The following is a 15,366-nucleotide window of genomic DNA, read 5'->3' as shown; positions in this document are numbered from 1 at the left end:
AGCCATGCGGGGGGCATCGGGGACCCATCAGAAGAGGCTGGGGGTCTCCAAGAAGTTTCCACAGAACGATGCACGATGTATGTCGGTGAGCCCATGGGCACGAATGGCCGCGATGTGCTCAGGGGAGGCATACCCCTTTGACTCGGCAAGGTGGTATCCCGGATAGACGTCATCGTACGAGACCATGAGCTCATCTCGCGTGACCTTGGCGACGATGGAGGCACAGGCGATGCAGGCTATGCGTGCGTCGCCCTTCACGAGGGTGCGCTCGAGGGGATGGGCATGGACGGGGTTGCCGTCGATGAGGACGCAGTCTGGCTCCACGCCAGTGTCATCGATGGCATGGGACATCGCATAGCGAAGGGCAGCCGACATGCCGACCGCATCGATCGTCTCGGGAGGGACGTGGCAGATGCCTATCGCGATCGCGACCTCGCTGATGCGGACGGCAAGACGCTCGCGCATCTGCGGCGTGAGCTGCTTGGAATCGTTGATGCCCCATATGATGGGGTCATCGGGAAGTACCACTGCCCCCACCGTGAGGGGCCCCGCAACGGCACCGCGGCCGACCTCGTCGACGCCCACCACGACTCCATCCCCGCCAAGCTCCCTCATGAGCGAGTACATTCCCTCGACACGAGACCGCTCGGCCCGATCGCGGTCGTGCCTCCGACGGGCTGTCGCGACGGCCTTCCTCACGCCCGCACGCGGGTCGTCGGAATAGCGTGCGATGAGGCCATCGACCTCCTCGTAGGTGGCATCGGACAGCACGGCCGCCACCTCTCGTGCGGTATGCGGACAAGGCATGCCAGTGGTACCCATCAACCCGCCTCCACCAAGAAGAAGTCCTCACCCCAGAACGGGTCTAGCAAAAGGGCCGCCCGCAGGCGGCCCTCCCAAACACGGATGAGCAGAGGCTAGTTGCGCTTCTCGCGCAGACGAGCCGCCTTGCCGACGCGGTCGCGCAGGAAGTACAGCTTGGCACGATGGACCTCACCGTGACGCATGATCTCGAGCTTCGCGATCTTAGGGCTATGAAGCGGGAAGGTACGCTCGACGCCGACGCCGAAGCTGATCTTGCGAACCGTGAAGGTCTCACGGCTGGAGGCACCGCTCATGCGGATGACGTCGCCCTGGAAGATCTGCTCGCGCTCGCGGTCGCCTTCCTTGATGCGGTAGTGCACCTTGACGTTGTCGCCGACCTTGACCGCGGGGATGTCCTCGCGAATCTGCTGGCGCTCGATGGCACGGATGTAATCCATTGTTTCCTCAATCCTCTGGCCAGAGGTGCTCGCGCATCAGCGCCGAGCACATGGGTTTGCACACGAGATGAGATGGTACCCGAACGCGGCTCGTCCTGCAAGGGAGAGGCCACATGTCTTGCCTCCCACACAATCTGAGGTTCCGAGACCTCCTAGAGGCAGAACCCGATCACCACACCCGTGGCCACGTTGACGTCGTTCTGCCCATGGGGATATCCCGTGTCGAGCGCGCCGAAGAAGTAGTGACCGAGTGCGTCGATGTTCCAATCGACGGGGACGGGGGTACGGTACGACCACGCCGTGGCCTTGCCGCCATAAGATGCGGACAGCACCGAGCTCGAAGCACTCTTCGCGCTCACGCCAGCCTCCTGGAAGCACTCGTACTGCGTGCCCTCGGCATCAAGGACGTCATCATAGAACGAGTACCCCGACCCATACTCGCTCCCGAACCAGTCGACGTCGCCACAGACCTCATGAGCCGAGAGGAGCCAGATGGCATCGGAGGTACCGGTCACCACGGAGGCATCCGAGGCCTTGCCGACGTTGTTGGTGAGCTTGTTGACGGGGACGATCCGTGAGGAGAGGTCCTGCGGAAGGAGCGCAGCCCCGTCCGCAGAGAGCCAGGTCCTCATCGAGGACCCCTCCCAGCCGCCATCGACGGTGGCCGTGTCCTCCATGGGCCGTTGGGCGATCGCATCGCATGTGACAAGGGTCAGCCCGGCTGCCCCGGAAGCGTCCGAGCGCTGGTCGTGCATGATTCCAGCCAGCCTCACCTCAACGGTGGTGCCATCCGAGAGCTCGAGGGCATGCCGCTCGGCAGTCAGGGTGCCGTCTTGGTTCACGAGGCCATACCGCCTTGCGACGTCGACCGAGGCATCCCCTCCCCCAGCGGCCTCGATCTGCCTCGAGATGTCGGAGAGCTCGGCCCATGAGTACTCCGAGAACGAGTCGGCTGACCGTGTGGTGGGTATCGAGCCCTGCGTCGTGGCCTGGTTCTGGGACGTCCCGGAGCCTGCCCTGGACAGGAGGCTCGGTATCAGGCCCGTAGCCATGCCCAGGACGGCTGCGACACCCACCACGAGCACCACCACGGCAACGATCGCACGAGCACTTCCCTGGGAACCTCGATGAGACATGTCGCTCCAATACGGGCAGATTGCCTTCAGGACCACATCGAGCATACCTCAGGGCCGTGTGACCCTCCCTCAGAACGTGGTCACGCTTCCCCAGGCATGGGGGACCTTGAGCTCCTCATAGGTACGCACCGCATACCTATCCGTCATGCACGAGATGAAGTCCGCGACCTGCACGTCGGGATGGTCGGCGTCATGCCGGCGATATTCCGAGGGGACCTGGTCGAGGTGTTCGATGTAGTAGTCGAAGAGTTCCTCCACGAGGCGGTTGGCCTTGGGCTCCTCATGCTTGGCGTCGCTCTTCGAATAGATATGGGCATAGAGGTACGCGCGGAGTTCCTCCATGGCATCCCAGGTGACGTCGCTCATGCGGACCCGCCCGACCTCACAGGTCGTGTCGACGAGGTCGGTGACCATAGAGGTGATCCGTTCGGTAGAGGAGTGCCCGAGCAGCGAGCATGGCGCAGCCGGAAGGTCCGTCTCCGAGAGGAGACCCGCCCTGATGGCGTCGTCGATGTCATGGTTGACATAGGCGACCCGGTCGCAGATGGACACCACCTGGCCCTCGGACGTGTCAGCCTCCTTGGGACCCGTATGGCACAGGATGCCGTCGACGACCTCGAGGCAGAGGTTGAGGCCTTGGCCGTCCTTCTCGACCAGCTCCACAACGCGCACGCTCTGCTCGTTGTGGCGGAACAGGGCACGCCCCTGGTCAGTCGCAGGGTCCATGCCACGATACCGTGCCATCGCGCGCGCGAGCGCGTCCTCCCCGGTATGGCCGAAGGGGGTATGCCCGAGGTCATGGCCGAGCGCGATCGCCTCGGTGAGGTCCTCGTTGAGCCGGCACGAGCGGGCGACGTCGCGGGAGATCTGGCAGACCTCGAGGGTATGCGTGAGGCGCGTGCGATAGTGATCTCCCTCGGGGGCGAGGAACACCTGCGTCTTGTGGGCCATCCTGCGGAAGCTCTTGCAGTGCAGGATCCGGTCCCGGTCACGTTGGAAGCAGGTCCGGAGCGGGTCTGGCACCTCGGGGCGGAGGCGCCCACGGGAGTCTGCGGCACGAGTCGCGAGCGGCCCGAGGAGCTCGTCCTCGCGACGTTCGAGCTCCTCTCGGCTCAGGCGTTCCATGGTGGCTCCTTCCCACGCGCACAGCTTGACGCGCTTGCGGTCCATGATAGACGCTTCTTTGGCAAGACGGGAAGGCCGGACCTGGTCCGACCTCCCCGTCTCAAGGATCCCTCTGGGAGAACCTCCGTGTTACTTGTCCTGGAACCCGGCCGCGCCGCTGTACTTGATCTTTGCCTGGCAGGCAGTGAGGCGGGCGATGGGCACGCGGTAGGGCGAGCAGCTCACGTAGTCTACGCCGACCTTGTAGAACTTGAAGATCGAGTCAGGGTCGCCGCCATGCTCGCCACAGACCCCGGTCTGCAGGCGGTCGTTGGCGGAGCGGCCGCCCTCGACGCCCATCTTCACCATCTTGACGACACCGTCGTCGATGGTCTCGAAGGGGTTGACGGGGAGGAGCTTCTTGCGCAGGTACGTGGGGATGAACGCGCTCTCCACGTCGTCGCGTGAGAAGCCGAAGGTCGTCTGCGTAAGGTCGTTGGTGCCGAACGAGAAGAAGTCGGCGTACTTGCCGATCTCGTCGGCCGTGACCGCCGCACGAGGCAGCTCGATCATGGTGCCGATGGGGATGTCGAGCTCGACGCCCTTCTCCTCCTCGACCTGCTTGATGTCAGCCTCGACCTGGGCGCGCAGGAACTTGAGCTCCTCGGCGACCGAGACGAGCGGGATCATGATCTCGGGCATCGGGAACAGGCCCTGGCCCTTGAGCTCTGCGGCAGCCGTGGCGATGGCCTTGACCTGCATGTCGGTGAGCTCGGGATAGACGATGCCCAGACGGCAGCCTCGAAGGCCGAGCATGGGGTTCGCCTCGGTCATCGAGTCGATGCGGGCGAGGAGGTCACGCTGCGGAGCGAGCTCTGCCTCGGTGGCACCCTTGGCCTCGGCGACGGCGATCTTGATGGCGAGGTCGCGGGGGTTGTCGAGGAACTCGTGCAGGGGCGGGTCGAGGAGGCGGACGATGACCGTGCGGGAGTCCATGGCCTTGAACATGCCGAGGAAGTCACCGGTCTGGGCCTCGAGAAGCTGCGAGAGGGCACGCTTCTTGGTGTCCTCGTCGTCAGCGAGGATGTAGTCCTGGATGATGTGCTTGCGGTCGCCCAGGAACATGTGCTCGGTACGGCACAGGCCGATGCCCTCGGCACCGAAGTCGCGCGAGAGCTGGGCATCGGCGGGGTTGTCCGCATTTGCACGGACGCCGATGACGCGGCCGCGCGAGGGGTCGTTACGAATCTCGTCGGCCCACTCGAGGATGGTCTCGAGGTCGCCCGTGAGCTCCGGACGGATAAGGTCGACGGCACCCATGAAGACGTTGCCGGTGGTGCCGTCGATGGTGAGGACGTCGCCCTCGTGGAGCACGACGTCGGTGCCGGAGACCTTGACCTCCTTCTGGGTCGGGTCGATCTTCAGCGCCTCGACGCCGCAGACGCAGGGCGCACCCATGCCACGGGCGATGACCGCCGCGTGGCTCGTCTTGCCACCATGGCTCGTGAGGATGCCCTCGGCGGCTACCATGCCCTTGAGGTCGTCGGGATTGGTCTCCCAGCGGACGAGGAGGCAGGGCTTGCCGGCCTCATGCCACTCGACGGCATCGGAGGACGAGAAGACGACGCCGCCGACTGCCGCGCCGGGGCTCGCGTTCAGGCCAGTGGCTAGGACGTCGAGCTTGGCCTTCGGGTCGAGCTGCGGGTGCAGGAGCTGGTCGAGCTGGGCGGGATTGACACGGCAGACGGCCTCCTCCTTCGAGATGAAGCCCTCCTTCTCCATGTCTATGGCGCACTTGAGCGCGGACTGGGCGGTGCGCTTGCCCACGCGCGTCTGGAGCATCCAGAGCTTCGACTGCTCGATCGTGAACTCGATGTCCATCATGTCGCGGTAGTGCTTCTCGAGGATGACGAAGATGTCCTCGAGCTCCTGGCCGGCGGACTCGAGACCGGGGGTCTTCTTGAGGTCTGCGATGGGCTCCGTGTTGCGGATGCCGGCCACGACGTCCTCGCCCTGTGCGTTGACCAGGAAGTCGCCGTAGTACTCCTTCTCGCCGGTGGCGGGGTTGCGCGTGAACGCAACGCCGGTGGCGGAGGTGTCACCCTTGTTGCCGAAGACCATGACCTGGACGTTCACGGCAGTGCCGAGGTCGTCCGAGATTTTGTTCTGCTTGCGATAGAGGATGGCGCGCTCGTTGTTCCAGCTCCCGAAGACGGCCTCGATGGCCAGCTTCAGCTGGACGTAGGGATCCTGCGGGAAGGTAACCTTCCCGTCGGTCACGACCTCGGGATGCTCGGAGCCTGAGACGTTCTGGGAGAAGATGCCCTTGAAGACGTCGACGAGCGCCTTCAGGTCGTCGGCCGTGAGCTCGGTATCGTTCTTGACGCCCTTCGCGAGCTTGCGCTCGTTGATGGCGTTCTCGAAGAGGTCGCCGTCGACGCCCATGACGACGCTCGAGAACATCTGCACGAAGCGACGATACGAGTCCCAGCTGAAGCGCTCATTGCCGGTCTGCTTGATGAGGCCCTGGACCGAGGTGTCGTTGAGGCCGAGGTTCAGGACGGTATCCATCATGCCGGGCATCGAGAAGGGCGCACCGGAGCGGACGGAGACGAGCAGCGGGTCCTCGTTGTCGCCGAGCTTCTTGCCCATACGCTGCTCGAGGTCCTTACGGGCGGCCTCGATCTCGTCGAGCACGCCGGCACCCCAGGTGTTGTTCGCGCTCGAGTACTGGACGCAGGTCTGGCAGGTGATCGTGAATCCCGGAGGAACAGGAAGGCCGATCTTAGCCATCTCGGCGAGGTTCGCACCCTTGCCACCCAGGATGAAGTTCATCTTGGATGCTCCCTCGGTCACGTCCTTACCCGAGGCGTCCGCACCAAAGCGGTACACATGCTTGGTTTCAGCCATGTCTCTCCTTCTCATGAGCGCCCATGGGCGCACCAACAGTTACCCACCCTTGTATGAGACGAGTGCCCGAGAACGCATCCCACGCCCCCGACTCACTCGCACCATTGTGGTGGAATGTTCCCAAAGAAGGCCGAGAATGCGGTCGGGCGGCGAAATACATCCGCAAACGGATGATGGCGCCGACATCACCAAGCCATCTCCACAGCGGGGACAGGCTCGCGAGGACCTATGGCCGCGCTAGCTCCTCTCGCCGCGGGCCCGCTCGAGCGCCTCGATATGCTCGACGATCTCGGAGGCGGTCTCCTCGACGGACTTGTGCTCGGTATGGATGACGAGGCAGCCCAGCTTCTTCATGTACGCGCGCGCCTCACGCTGCTCGTCGGAGATCTGTGCCGGGTCGGCATAGCTCCCCGCGGCAGCATAGGTCGCATCATCCGAGAGCCGGCTGTCACGGATCTCGGAGAGCACGTCGACCGTGGAGAGCAGGCCGAAGATCCTTCCTGGGTCCACCTCGTCGAGGAGCTGGGCGGGTGGCTCCATCCCATGGGCAAGCGGTACGTTGGCGACGTCATATCCCAGGAACGCGAGGTACATGGAGAGGGGTGTCTTTGATGTGCGCGAGACGCCCACGAGCACGATCTCGGCGTCCTTGAGGCCCTCGGGGTTGCGACCGTCGTCGTGGTCGACGAAGAACTCCATGGCCGAGATGCGACGGAAGTAGCGGTCGTCCGCCACATGGGTCTGACCTGCGGCGCGAGAGGGGGCCGAGCCCGTCAGCACCGACAGGATCGAGATGGAGGGACCGATGAGGTCGATCGAGGGAATCATGCGGCCCTCGAGCTCCTCCTTTATCTGCTGCCTCAGCTCGGGGTCAGCGATCGTATGGAAGACCGCGCACGGACGCTCGGGGTCGAAATGGGCATCGAGGTAGGCGCGCACGTCATCGACGGACTCGACCTTCGTGAGCCTGATGACCTCGACACTCCCCCGCTCGAACTGGGCGGCGGCGGCGCTCACGACGCCGCTCGCCGTGCCTCCGAGCGAGTCCGAGATCACATACGCGACGGCAGCGTCCTCGTTGGGCGTGTCGATAGCCTGCTTGAACGTGACGGCCATGGTGCCTCCATACTCTCGAATGCCAGGGGACGAGAAGCACTTCGGGTGGGAGCTACGCCCGGGCGAGCGCCCCGAAGTCCGCGACGTCAGCGAAGACGCCGGCAAACCGGTTGAGCAGTCGGAGTCTGTTCTCGCGGATGGCGGGGTCGTCATCCATCACGAGGACGTCCTCGAAGAAGGTGTCGATGGGCGCACGCAGGGAGGCGAGCGAGGCGAGAGCGGACTCGTAGTCGCCCTTCTCAAGGGCCTGCGCCACCTGGTCCTGTCCCTCGGAGCACGCATCGTCGAGCGCACGCTCAGGGTCTGTGAGAAGTGCCTCGTCGACGTCGGTGCCAAGCGAGGCATCAGCAAGGTGGGAGGCACGCGCATAGGCGGTCGCGAGATCATCGAACAGGTCTGCCTGGCTGGCACGGGCGACGTCGAGCGCACGGGCACGACGGAGGAACTCCGCCGGGTCGATGACACCGGTGGCCTCGACGGCCTCTATCGTGTCGGGACGAACTCCCGCATCCTTGGCCATGACGGCGAGACGACCCGCGAAGTAGTCGCACACCGCATGCGACACGGCAGGCAGGTCGAAGTCGATGCCCTGCCTCGCATAGGCATCGAGAGACGCGTCGACCAGGGCCGAGAGGGAGACCGCGGGGAGGGTCTCGAGGATGTTGAGGACGCCGATTGCGCTCCTGCGGACGGCGAACGGATCCGAGCTGCCAGTGGGAGGCTCGTCGATGGCGAACATTCCACAGATGGTGTCGAGCTTGTCGGAGACGGCCACGCACTTGCCGACCAGCCCCTCGGGCAGGTCGTCCCCGGCGAAGCGTGGGCGATACTGGTCACGGATGGCGTCGCAGACCTCCGTCGGCTCTCCAGCTGCGGCCGCATAGTAACCGCCCATGACACCTTGCTGGCTCGTGAACTCCACCACAGCCTGGCTCACGAGGTCAGCCTTCGCGAGATGGGCGGCACGCTCGGCCTCATGTTGGCAGGCGACATCGGCCGAGGCCTCCCGAGCGACCACGGGAGCGACCACCTCCATGCGGCGGACCTTCTGCAGGACCGTCCCCAGGCGCTCCTGGAAGGTGACCTTGTCGAGTCGGGGAAGCAGGTCGTCGAGAGGGGTCTTGAGGTCCTCCTCGTAGAAGAACTTCGCATCGTCGAGACGGGCACGGACGACGCGCTCGTTGCCATCGACGACGGTGTCAGACACGGCTGGGTCCGCGTTCGAGACCACGACGAATGACGTGGTGAGCTTTCCGTCGGCATCATAGACGGGGAAATAGCGCTGGTTGGAGAGCATGGACTCGCAGATGATCTCATGCGGGACGGCAAGGAACTCGTCGTCGAAGTGACCGACGAGGACGGTCGGCCACTCGCAGAGGTTAACCACCTCGTCGAAGGTACGCTTCGGTGTGTCGACGTGACAGGCGAGACGGGCCTCGAGGCCCTTGATGCCCTCCTCGATCACCGCCCGCCTACGGTCCTCGCCAAGCACGAAGGCCCTCTCGAGGACGTCCTCGTAGGCCGAGGCCTCGCCCACGACATGGTCGCCAGGCGCCAGGACTCGATGCCCTCGCGTCACGTTACCCGAGGTGACATCCGCATAGCGTACCGGGATGACGTCGCTGCCGAGCAGGCAGCAGATCCACCTGACCGGGCGGCAGAAGCGCTCGTGCGTGGAGCCCCAACGCTGACTCCGCGGAAAGTCCAGCGAGGCGATGGTGCGCTCGGCGAGCTCGGTGATGAGACCCGCCGCAGGCCGTGACGCCACGTTGACGTCGGCGAAGACATAGGTCTTCCCGTCCTCGGCCTCGCGCGTCACGAGGTCAGAGGCGTCGACACCCTTGCCACGTGCGAACCCGAGGGCCGCCTTGGTCGGGTTGCCATCGGCATCGAACGCGATGCGCGCCTGGGGACCACGCGCGCACGTATGGACCTCCTCGGTCGCGTCTGCCACATCCGCCACCATAACGGCGAGCCTGCGGGGGGTCGACAGCGTGCGGACCTCACCATGGGTAAGCCCAGCCTCGTCGAGCCCGGCATCCATGAGCTTGCCGAGCTGGACGACGGCCTTCATGAGAGGCGCGGAGGGAAGCTCCTCGCACCCGATCTCGAGCAGGAGTTCGTGTGTCGTCGCCATCGTTAGGCCACCTGACCCTTCTGGGAAGATCCGTCAGAGCTGGCCACGTCGGCCAGGTAGGCCTCGCACGAGGCCTTCGCGAGCGTCCTGACCCTGAGGATGTAGTTGGTCCTCTCGGTCGCCGAGAGCGCTCCCCTGCTGTCGAGCAGGTTGAACGCATGGCTGCACTTGAGGACGCAGTCATAGCCGGGCAGGGGGAGGTGCGCGTCGAGGCAGCTATGGCACTCGCGCTCGTAGTCGTCGAACTTCGAGCGCATCATGTCGACGTTCGCCACCTCGAAGTTGTAGGCCGAGAACTCGCGCTCGTTCTCGAGGAAGACCTCGCCGTAGGTCATGGGCGTGCCGTCAGGCAGGTAGCTCCACACGAGGTCATATACCGAGTTGACGCCCTGCGCGTACATGGCGATGCGCTCGAGGCCATAGGTGATCTCCACGGGGACGGGATCGACCTCGATACCACCCACCTGCTGGAAGTACGTGAACTGCGTGACCTCCATGCCGTTGAGCCAGACCTCCCATCCCAGGCCCCATGCCCCGAGCGTGGGACTCTCCCAGTCGTCCTCGACGAAGCGCACGTCGTGCTTCGCGGGGTCGAGGCCGATGGCCGCGAGGCTCCCGAGATAGAGGTCCTGGGAGTCGACCGGGCTCGGCTTGATGAGGACCTGGAACTGGTAGTAGTGCTGCAGCCGGTTGGGGTTCTCCCCGTAGCGCCCGTCAGCAGGCCTGCGGCACGGCTGCGGGTAGCAGGCGCTCCAGGAGGCAGGGCCCAAGGAGCGCAGGAGGGTCGCGGTATGGAACGTACCGGCTCCGACCTCGGAGTCATAGGGCTGCATGACCGTGCATCCGTGGTCGGCCCAGTAGTGCTCGAGGGTGAGGATCATGTCCTGGAACGTGCCGCCTGTATGGTCCATGTTCGTTGACGCCTTCCGTTGCCTTGGTTTGCCGTGAGCGGGGATGTCCTAGAGGACCTTCCAGTCCGAGAGGGGCCAGAACGTCGCCAAGGCCCGCGTGGTGACGTTGGAGACCGGGATTGCCCCGAAATACCTCGAATCGAGCGAGTTGGTACGGTTGTCCCCCATGACCCAGATCGAGCCCTCGGGCACCACGTATGGGTATGTGACGTCCTGGTCGAGTCCCTTCGCATGGGACGAGATGGGGTCGCTCCGCTTGCCCTCAGTGTAGGACTCGGAGAGTGCCTGCCCATCGACGTAGACCACGCCGTCCTCGAGGTCGACCGTCTGCCCCTCGGTGGCGATGACCCGCTTGATGAGCGTGGTGCCCTCGTCGTCGGGGTCGGTGAAGGTGACAATGTCGCCAGCCTGGGGAGACCTGAAGTGGTAGCTGACCTTCTCGCCGAGGATCCGGTCGCCTACCTCGAGGGTGTCTTGCATGGAACCAGAGGGGATCTCGAAGGGCTCGGCTACGAAGGTCCTGATGAGGAGGGCAAATCCGACGGCCGCGACGATGATGAGCACCCACTCCAGCGCACTGGACAGACGCTCGTGGCCTGAGTCGCTCATGAGTCCTCCCTGTCATGGTCGGTCTGCTGACGTTGCTCGATCTGGTGCGCCGCCGCTCGCTCGTCTGCCGTGAGACCGGCCCCTTCGATGAGGTCAGGCCTCCGGAGCGCTGTCCTCGTGATGGCGGACCTGCGCCTCCAGGCATCGACCGCGGCATGATCGCCCGAGAGCAGGACGTCAGGCACACGGCGCCCATCATAGTCCGCCGGCCTCGTATATTGCGCGTACTCGAGCATCCCACAGGAAAACGATTCGTCCACCGCGCTCTTGTCGTCACCCAGGGCACCAGGGATGAGCCTCACCATGGCATCCGTGACCACCAGCGCGGCGAGCTCGCCTCCCGTGAGCACGTAGTCGCCCAACGAGACGACCTCGTCGGCCAGCTCATAGACCCGCTCGTCCATGCCCTCGTAGCGTCCGCAGACGAAGAGGACCCGCTCCTCGCGCGAGAGTCGCTCGGCATCCGCCTGGCGAAACGGCGTCCCGACAGGCGAGAAGAACACGACATGTGGGACCACGCCAGAAGACGAGAGGTCACGGACGGCGTCGAAGATGGGTGCTGGCTTCATGAGCATCCCCTGGCCTCCGCCGAAGGGGGCATCGTCGACCGTCCGATGCCGGTCATGCGTCCAGTCCCTGAGGTCATGCGCATGGAACTCGAAGAGGCCCGAGCGCTGCGCACGGCCCAGGATCGAGGCGTCCACGTATGACGCGAAGACCTCCGGGAAGACGGAGAGCACGTCCACGGTGAGGGCCATGGCTACTCCCCCATCCCGGCGGGGTCGAGCAAGCCGGGAGGAAGCGTGACCTGAATAGGCCCGTCCGCAGGGACGGAGGTGACGATGGCGTCGACGGCAGGCACGAGCACCTCACCGAGGTCGCCGCCGCGGACGACCCAGACGTCCTGGGCCGTACCGAACATGACCTCCTCGACGTGGCCGATGGCACCGAGCCGGGAGTCGACGACATCCCTCCCCACGAGGCGCGCACCGTCATGCAGGGTGAGATCCTCCGGGAGGTCGGCCACGGAGGCCAGCAGGGACCTTCCCACGATCTTGGACGCGGCGCCCTGGTCCGTGACCCCCGAGAGGGCGACCAGCTGGCCATGAGGACCATCGTCCACATCGAGGACCTCATGCCACCGGTCACCCTTGAGCAAGGGAGGAACGACGCAGACGCGAAGCCCCTCGCGCATGAGCAAGGGAAGGCCGTCCGCGGGAACCGCGACGACCTCCCCTTTCCTCCCATGCGTCTTGGTGACGCATGCTATGACACGATAGTCAGGCTGCACGACGACTAGCCGACGACCTCGACCTCGACGGCCGTCCCCACGCGCTGGCCCAAGGCCCGCGCGATCGTACGGATGGCCTTGATCGAGCGGCCACGCCTCCCGATGACCTTGCCGGCATCGTCCTCGGCGCAGGAGACCTCGATGAGGGTACCTGCCTCGGAGTCGGTGACATCGAGAGAGACCGCGTCCTCGTCATCGACGAGACCGCAGACGATGAGCTCCACCAGGTCGGCGACGCGATCGGAGGGGAGCTCGCCGGTGGCGTCAGACGAAGCGTCCTCGATGGGTCCAGCCTCGGTATCAGACATGCTACTCAGCGGCCTCGGCTGCCTCGGGCTCGGCGGCGGCAGCCGCCTCCTCCTTGGCAGCAGCGTCCTTGGCAGCCTGCTTCTTCGACTTCTTGGACTTCTTCTCGGGCGCGGGCTTGTCGCCCTCGCGAGCGATGTCGATGAGGTGCGAGACCGCGTTGGAGGGCTGAGCGCCCTTGGCGATCCAGGCATCGATCTTCTCGAGGTCGAGCGTGATGGTCTTGGGCTCGGTCAGCGGGTTGTAACGACCGACCTCCTCGATGAGCCTGCCGTCGCGCGGCTTGCGGCCGTCAGCGACGACGACGCGGTAATACGGACGCTTCTTGGCACCGTGACGGGCCAGGCGAATCTTGACTGCCAATGAAAACTCCTCCATACGAGCGGCGCTGGGATAGAAGCTGTGAAATGCACCGCATACCCACACAGAACGCTGTTCATCATACGCCATGGCAGCATGTCTTTGAAGTGCAGTTTTTGTGAACGGAAAACCCAGCTAGAGCTCCTATCTGCAGGTTCCTGAAAGCTTCAGCCCCAGTTCAGTGGCTATGCGTACATTTTGGGCAAGCACAAGGTAAGTCAAACACCAGCGGAAGGGACCCACGATGAACGTACTCGTAGTAGAGGACGAACGGAACCTGGCTGACGCGATCTGCCACATCCTCAAGGAGGACGGATACAACGCCGAGGCGGCCTATGACGGCAAGACGGGCCTTTCCTATGCACAGAGCGGCATGTACGACGCCGTCGTCCTCGACGTGATGCTACCCGGCATCGACGGCTTCGAGGTCGTCCACACCCTCCGCAAGGAGAACAACTCCATCCCCGTCATGATGCTGACCGCCCGCACCGCCACGACCGACAAGGTCGAGGGGCTCGACTGTGGGGCCGACGACTACATGACCAAGCCCTTCGAGTCAGCCGAGCTGCTCGCACGCGTCCGTGCGCTCACCCGCCGCCAGGGCGAGGTCGTGGTCGACGAGGCCTCCTTCGGTGACCTCACGCTCGACCTCAACACGCACGACCTCAAGTGCGACGAGCACCACGTGCACCTCTCGCAGAAGGAGTTCGAGGTCCTCCGCATGCTCATGAGCGGGACCAACAGGGTCGTCTCGAAGCAGGACCTGCTCACGAGGGTCTGGGGCACCGAGGGCGAGACCAACGAGAACTCGGCCGAGGCCTATATCTCCTTCCTGCGCAAGAAGCTCACCTTCCTGCACTCGCGGGTCCAGATCACGACCCTTCGCATGCTCGGCTACCGCCTCGAGGAGCTCGACCAGTAACCTGCGCTGCCAAGGGAAGAGGCCGAGATGCTCAAGGGACTGAAGAGGAAGTTCATCCTCACGACGATGATCCTCGTCGGCATCGTGCTTGCCTGCGTGCTGGGTTCGTCGTACGTGACGACGTACCGCTCGCTCGACGAGATGCTCGACCGTTCGCTCGACCGTTCGCTCGATGCCATGTCAGCCACCTCGCCGGAGAACGGTTCGGTGGCCGACGACGGCAACTCGAGCATGGAGCAGCTCGGCGGCGGTCACATGGTCGTGTTCTGGGTGGACGTCGACTCCGACGGCCTCGTCCTCCACTCCAACGGCGCGTCAGTCGCCATCTCGCAGGACACGCTTGCAAGCGTGCTGTCTGAGGCGCTCACCTCGGACAGCTCCTCAGGCACCATCTCGGCCCAGCACCTCGCCTGGAAGCGGGCCTCCACGGATGACGGATACCGCATCGCCATAGCCGACACGTCCGGCATAGATGCGACCCTCAAGAACCAGGCGACATCGGCCCTGCTCGTCTTCGGGGCCGGCATGGGCGTCCTCTTCGTCATCACATGGTTCCTCTCCAAATGGGCCCTTGCGCCTGTCGAGCGCGCCTGGAACGAGCAGCGCAGATTCGTCGCCGACGCGTCCCACGAGCTCAAGACGCCCCTCTCGGTGATTCTTGCGAACTCGCAGATCCTCACCGAACGGACCGACATACCAGAGGAGGACCGGCGTTGGATCGAGTCCACCTCGGACGAGTCGGAACGCATGAAGGGGCTCGTGAACGACCTCCTCGAACTTGCACGAACCGATGAGACCTCCGTCGGTGACGGCGGCGCCTTCCAGTGCGTCGACGTCGACCTCTCGGCTCTGGTGGACAACGTCTCCCTCGAGTTCGATGCCGTCGCCTTCGAGCGGGGTTGTCAGATCGACGCATCCGTCACTGAGGGCGAGCATGTCAAGGGAGACCCCGCAGCCCTGGAACGCCTCGTCAAGATCCTCGTCGACAACGCCTGCAAGTACGCCGAGGCGGAGTCCACGGTGAAGGTGCGCCTGGCCACTGAGGGCTCGCACCCGCGCCTCAGCGTCACCAACAAGGGCGTCCCGATGGACCAGGAGGACATCGACCACGTGTTCGACCGCTTCTATCGCTCCGACAAGGCCCGCACGCGCAAGAACGGCAAGGAGACCGGCGGCTATGGCCTCGGCCTGGCCATCGCGAAGGGGATCGTCGACGCGCACCATGGAAAGATCTCCTGCACGAGCTCTGCCGCCGCAGGCACCTGCTTCTCGGTGACCTTCTGAGGCCTTTGATCACCCTAT

General features: G+C 64.7%; 15 protein-coding genes. 2 read left to right on the top strand and 13 right to left on the bottom strand.

The window, feature by feature from the left end:
* Positions 1-27: 27 nt before the first annotated feature.
* The 13 genes from LKE50_06640 to rpsP form a co-directional block, all read right to left on the bottom strand.
* Entirely contained in the window at positions 28-822 is a 795-nt protein-coding gene (locus tag LKE50_06640; GenBank protein MCH3968277.1) for a ribonuclease HII, read from the bottom strand.
* A gap of 95 nt (positions 823-917) precedes the next feature.
* The gene (rplS, locus tag LKE50_06635) at positions 918-1,262 is read right to left on the bottom strand and encodes a 50S ribosomal protein L19 (protein ID MCH3968276.1); all 345 of its coding nucleotides are present in this window, start codon (positions 1,260-1,262) and stop codon (positions 918-920) included.
* Positions 1,263-1,414: 152 nt separating this feature from the next.
* Complete coding sequence (locus LKE50_06630; protein ID MCH3968275.1) at positions 1,415-2,398, bottom strand: DUF6273 domain-containing protein; 984 nt, start codon at positions 2,396-2,398, stop codon at positions 1,415-1,417.
* Between the two features lie 69 nt (positions 2,399-2,467).
* Positions 2,468-3,523: a deoxyguanosinetriphosphate triphosphohydrolase gene (locus tag LKE50_06625; GenBank protein ID MCH3968274.1), complete on the bottom strand. Its 1,056-nt coding sequence runs from the start codon at positions 3,521-3,523 to the stop codon at positions 2,468-2,470.
* Between the two features lie 129 nt (positions 3,524-3,652).
* The gene (gene ppdK / locus LKE50_06620) at positions 3,653-6,412 is read right to left on the bottom strand and encodes a pyruvate, phosphate dikinase (protein MCH3968273.1); all 2,760 of its coding nucleotides are present in this window, start codon (positions 6,410-6,412) and stop codon (positions 3,653-3,655) included.
* 237 nt (positions 6,413-6,649) lie between these two features.
* Positions 6,650-7,528 carry a kinase/pyrophosphorylase gene (locus LKE50_06615; protein MCH3968272.1) on the bottom strand — a complete coding sequence of 293 codons (879 nt, stop codon included), beginning with the start codon at positions 7,526-7,528 and terminating at the stop codon, positions 6,650-6,652.
* A 52-nt stretch (positions 7,529-7,580) separates the two neighbouring features.
* Positions 7,581-9,665: a glycine--tRNA ligase subunit beta gene (gene glyS, locus LKE50_06610; protein MCH3968271.1), complete on the bottom strand. Its 2,085-nt coding sequence runs from the start codon at positions 9,663-9,665 to the stop codon at positions 7,581-7,583.
* 2 nt (positions 9,666-9,667) lie between these two features.
* Positions 9,668-10,576: a glycine--tRNA ligase subunit alpha gene (locus LKE50_06605; protein MCH3968270.1), complete on the bottom strand. Its 909-nt coding sequence runs from the start codon at positions 10,574-10,576 to the stop codon at positions 9,668-9,670.
* 48 nt (positions 10,577-10,624) lie between these two features.
* Entirely contained in the window at positions 10,625-11,185 is a 561-nt protein-coding gene (gene lepB, locus LKE50_06600; protein MCH3968269.1) for a signal peptidase I, read from the bottom strand.
* The gene (gene trmD / locus LKE50_06595; GenBank protein ID MCH3968268.1) at positions 11,182-11,943 is read right to left on the bottom strand and encodes a tRNA (guanosine(37)-N1)-methyltransferase TrmD; all 762 of its coding nucleotides are present in this window, start codon (positions 11,941-11,943) and stop codon (positions 11,182-11,184) included. The genes lepB and trmD overlap by 4 nt, the downstream gene beginning before the upstream one ends.
* A 2-nt stretch (positions 11,944-11,945) precedes the next feature.
* On the bottom strand, positions 11,946-12,476 hold the full coding sequence (locus LKE50_06590) for a 16S rRNA processing protein RimM (GenBank protein ID MCH3968267.1): 531 nt from the start codon (positions 12,474-12,476) through the stop codon (positions 11,946-11,948).
* A gap of 5 nt (positions 12,477-12,481) precedes the next feature.
* Positions 12,482-12,784: a KH domain-containing protein gene (locus LKE50_06585; protein MCH3968266.1), complete on the bottom strand. Its 303-nt coding sequence runs from the start codon at positions 12,782-12,784 to the stop codon at positions 12,482-12,484.
* Between the two features lies 1 nt (position 12,785).
* On the bottom strand, positions 12,786-13,145 hold the full coding sequence (rpsP, locus tag LKE50_06580; protein MCH3968265.1) for a 30S ribosomal protein S16: 360 nt from the start codon (positions 13,143-13,145) through the stop codon (positions 12,786-12,788).
* Between the two features lie 241 nt (positions 13,146-13,386).
* On the opposite strand from rpsP, the gene LKE50_06575 reads away from it, so the two are divergent.
* Entirely contained in the window at positions 13,387-14,064 is a 678-nt protein-coding gene (locus LKE50_06575) for a response regulator transcription factor (GenBank protein ID MCH3968264.1), read from the top strand.
* 27 nt (positions 14,065-14,091) lie between these two features.
* Entirely contained in the window at positions 14,092-15,348 is a 1,257-nt protein-coding gene (locus LKE50_06570; protein ID MCH3968263.1) for a HAMP domain-containing histidine kinase, read from the top strand.
* Positions 15,349-15,366 lie beyond the last annotated feature (18 nt).

This window comes from Atopobiaceae bacterium, from assembly GCA_022483015.1.
GTDB lineage: Bacteria > Actinomycetota > Coriobacteriia > Coriobacteriales > Atopobiaceae > JALCUE01.
Note: the sequence above shows the minus strand (reverse complement) of the source record. Positions and strands in the feature narration are given on the sequence as shown.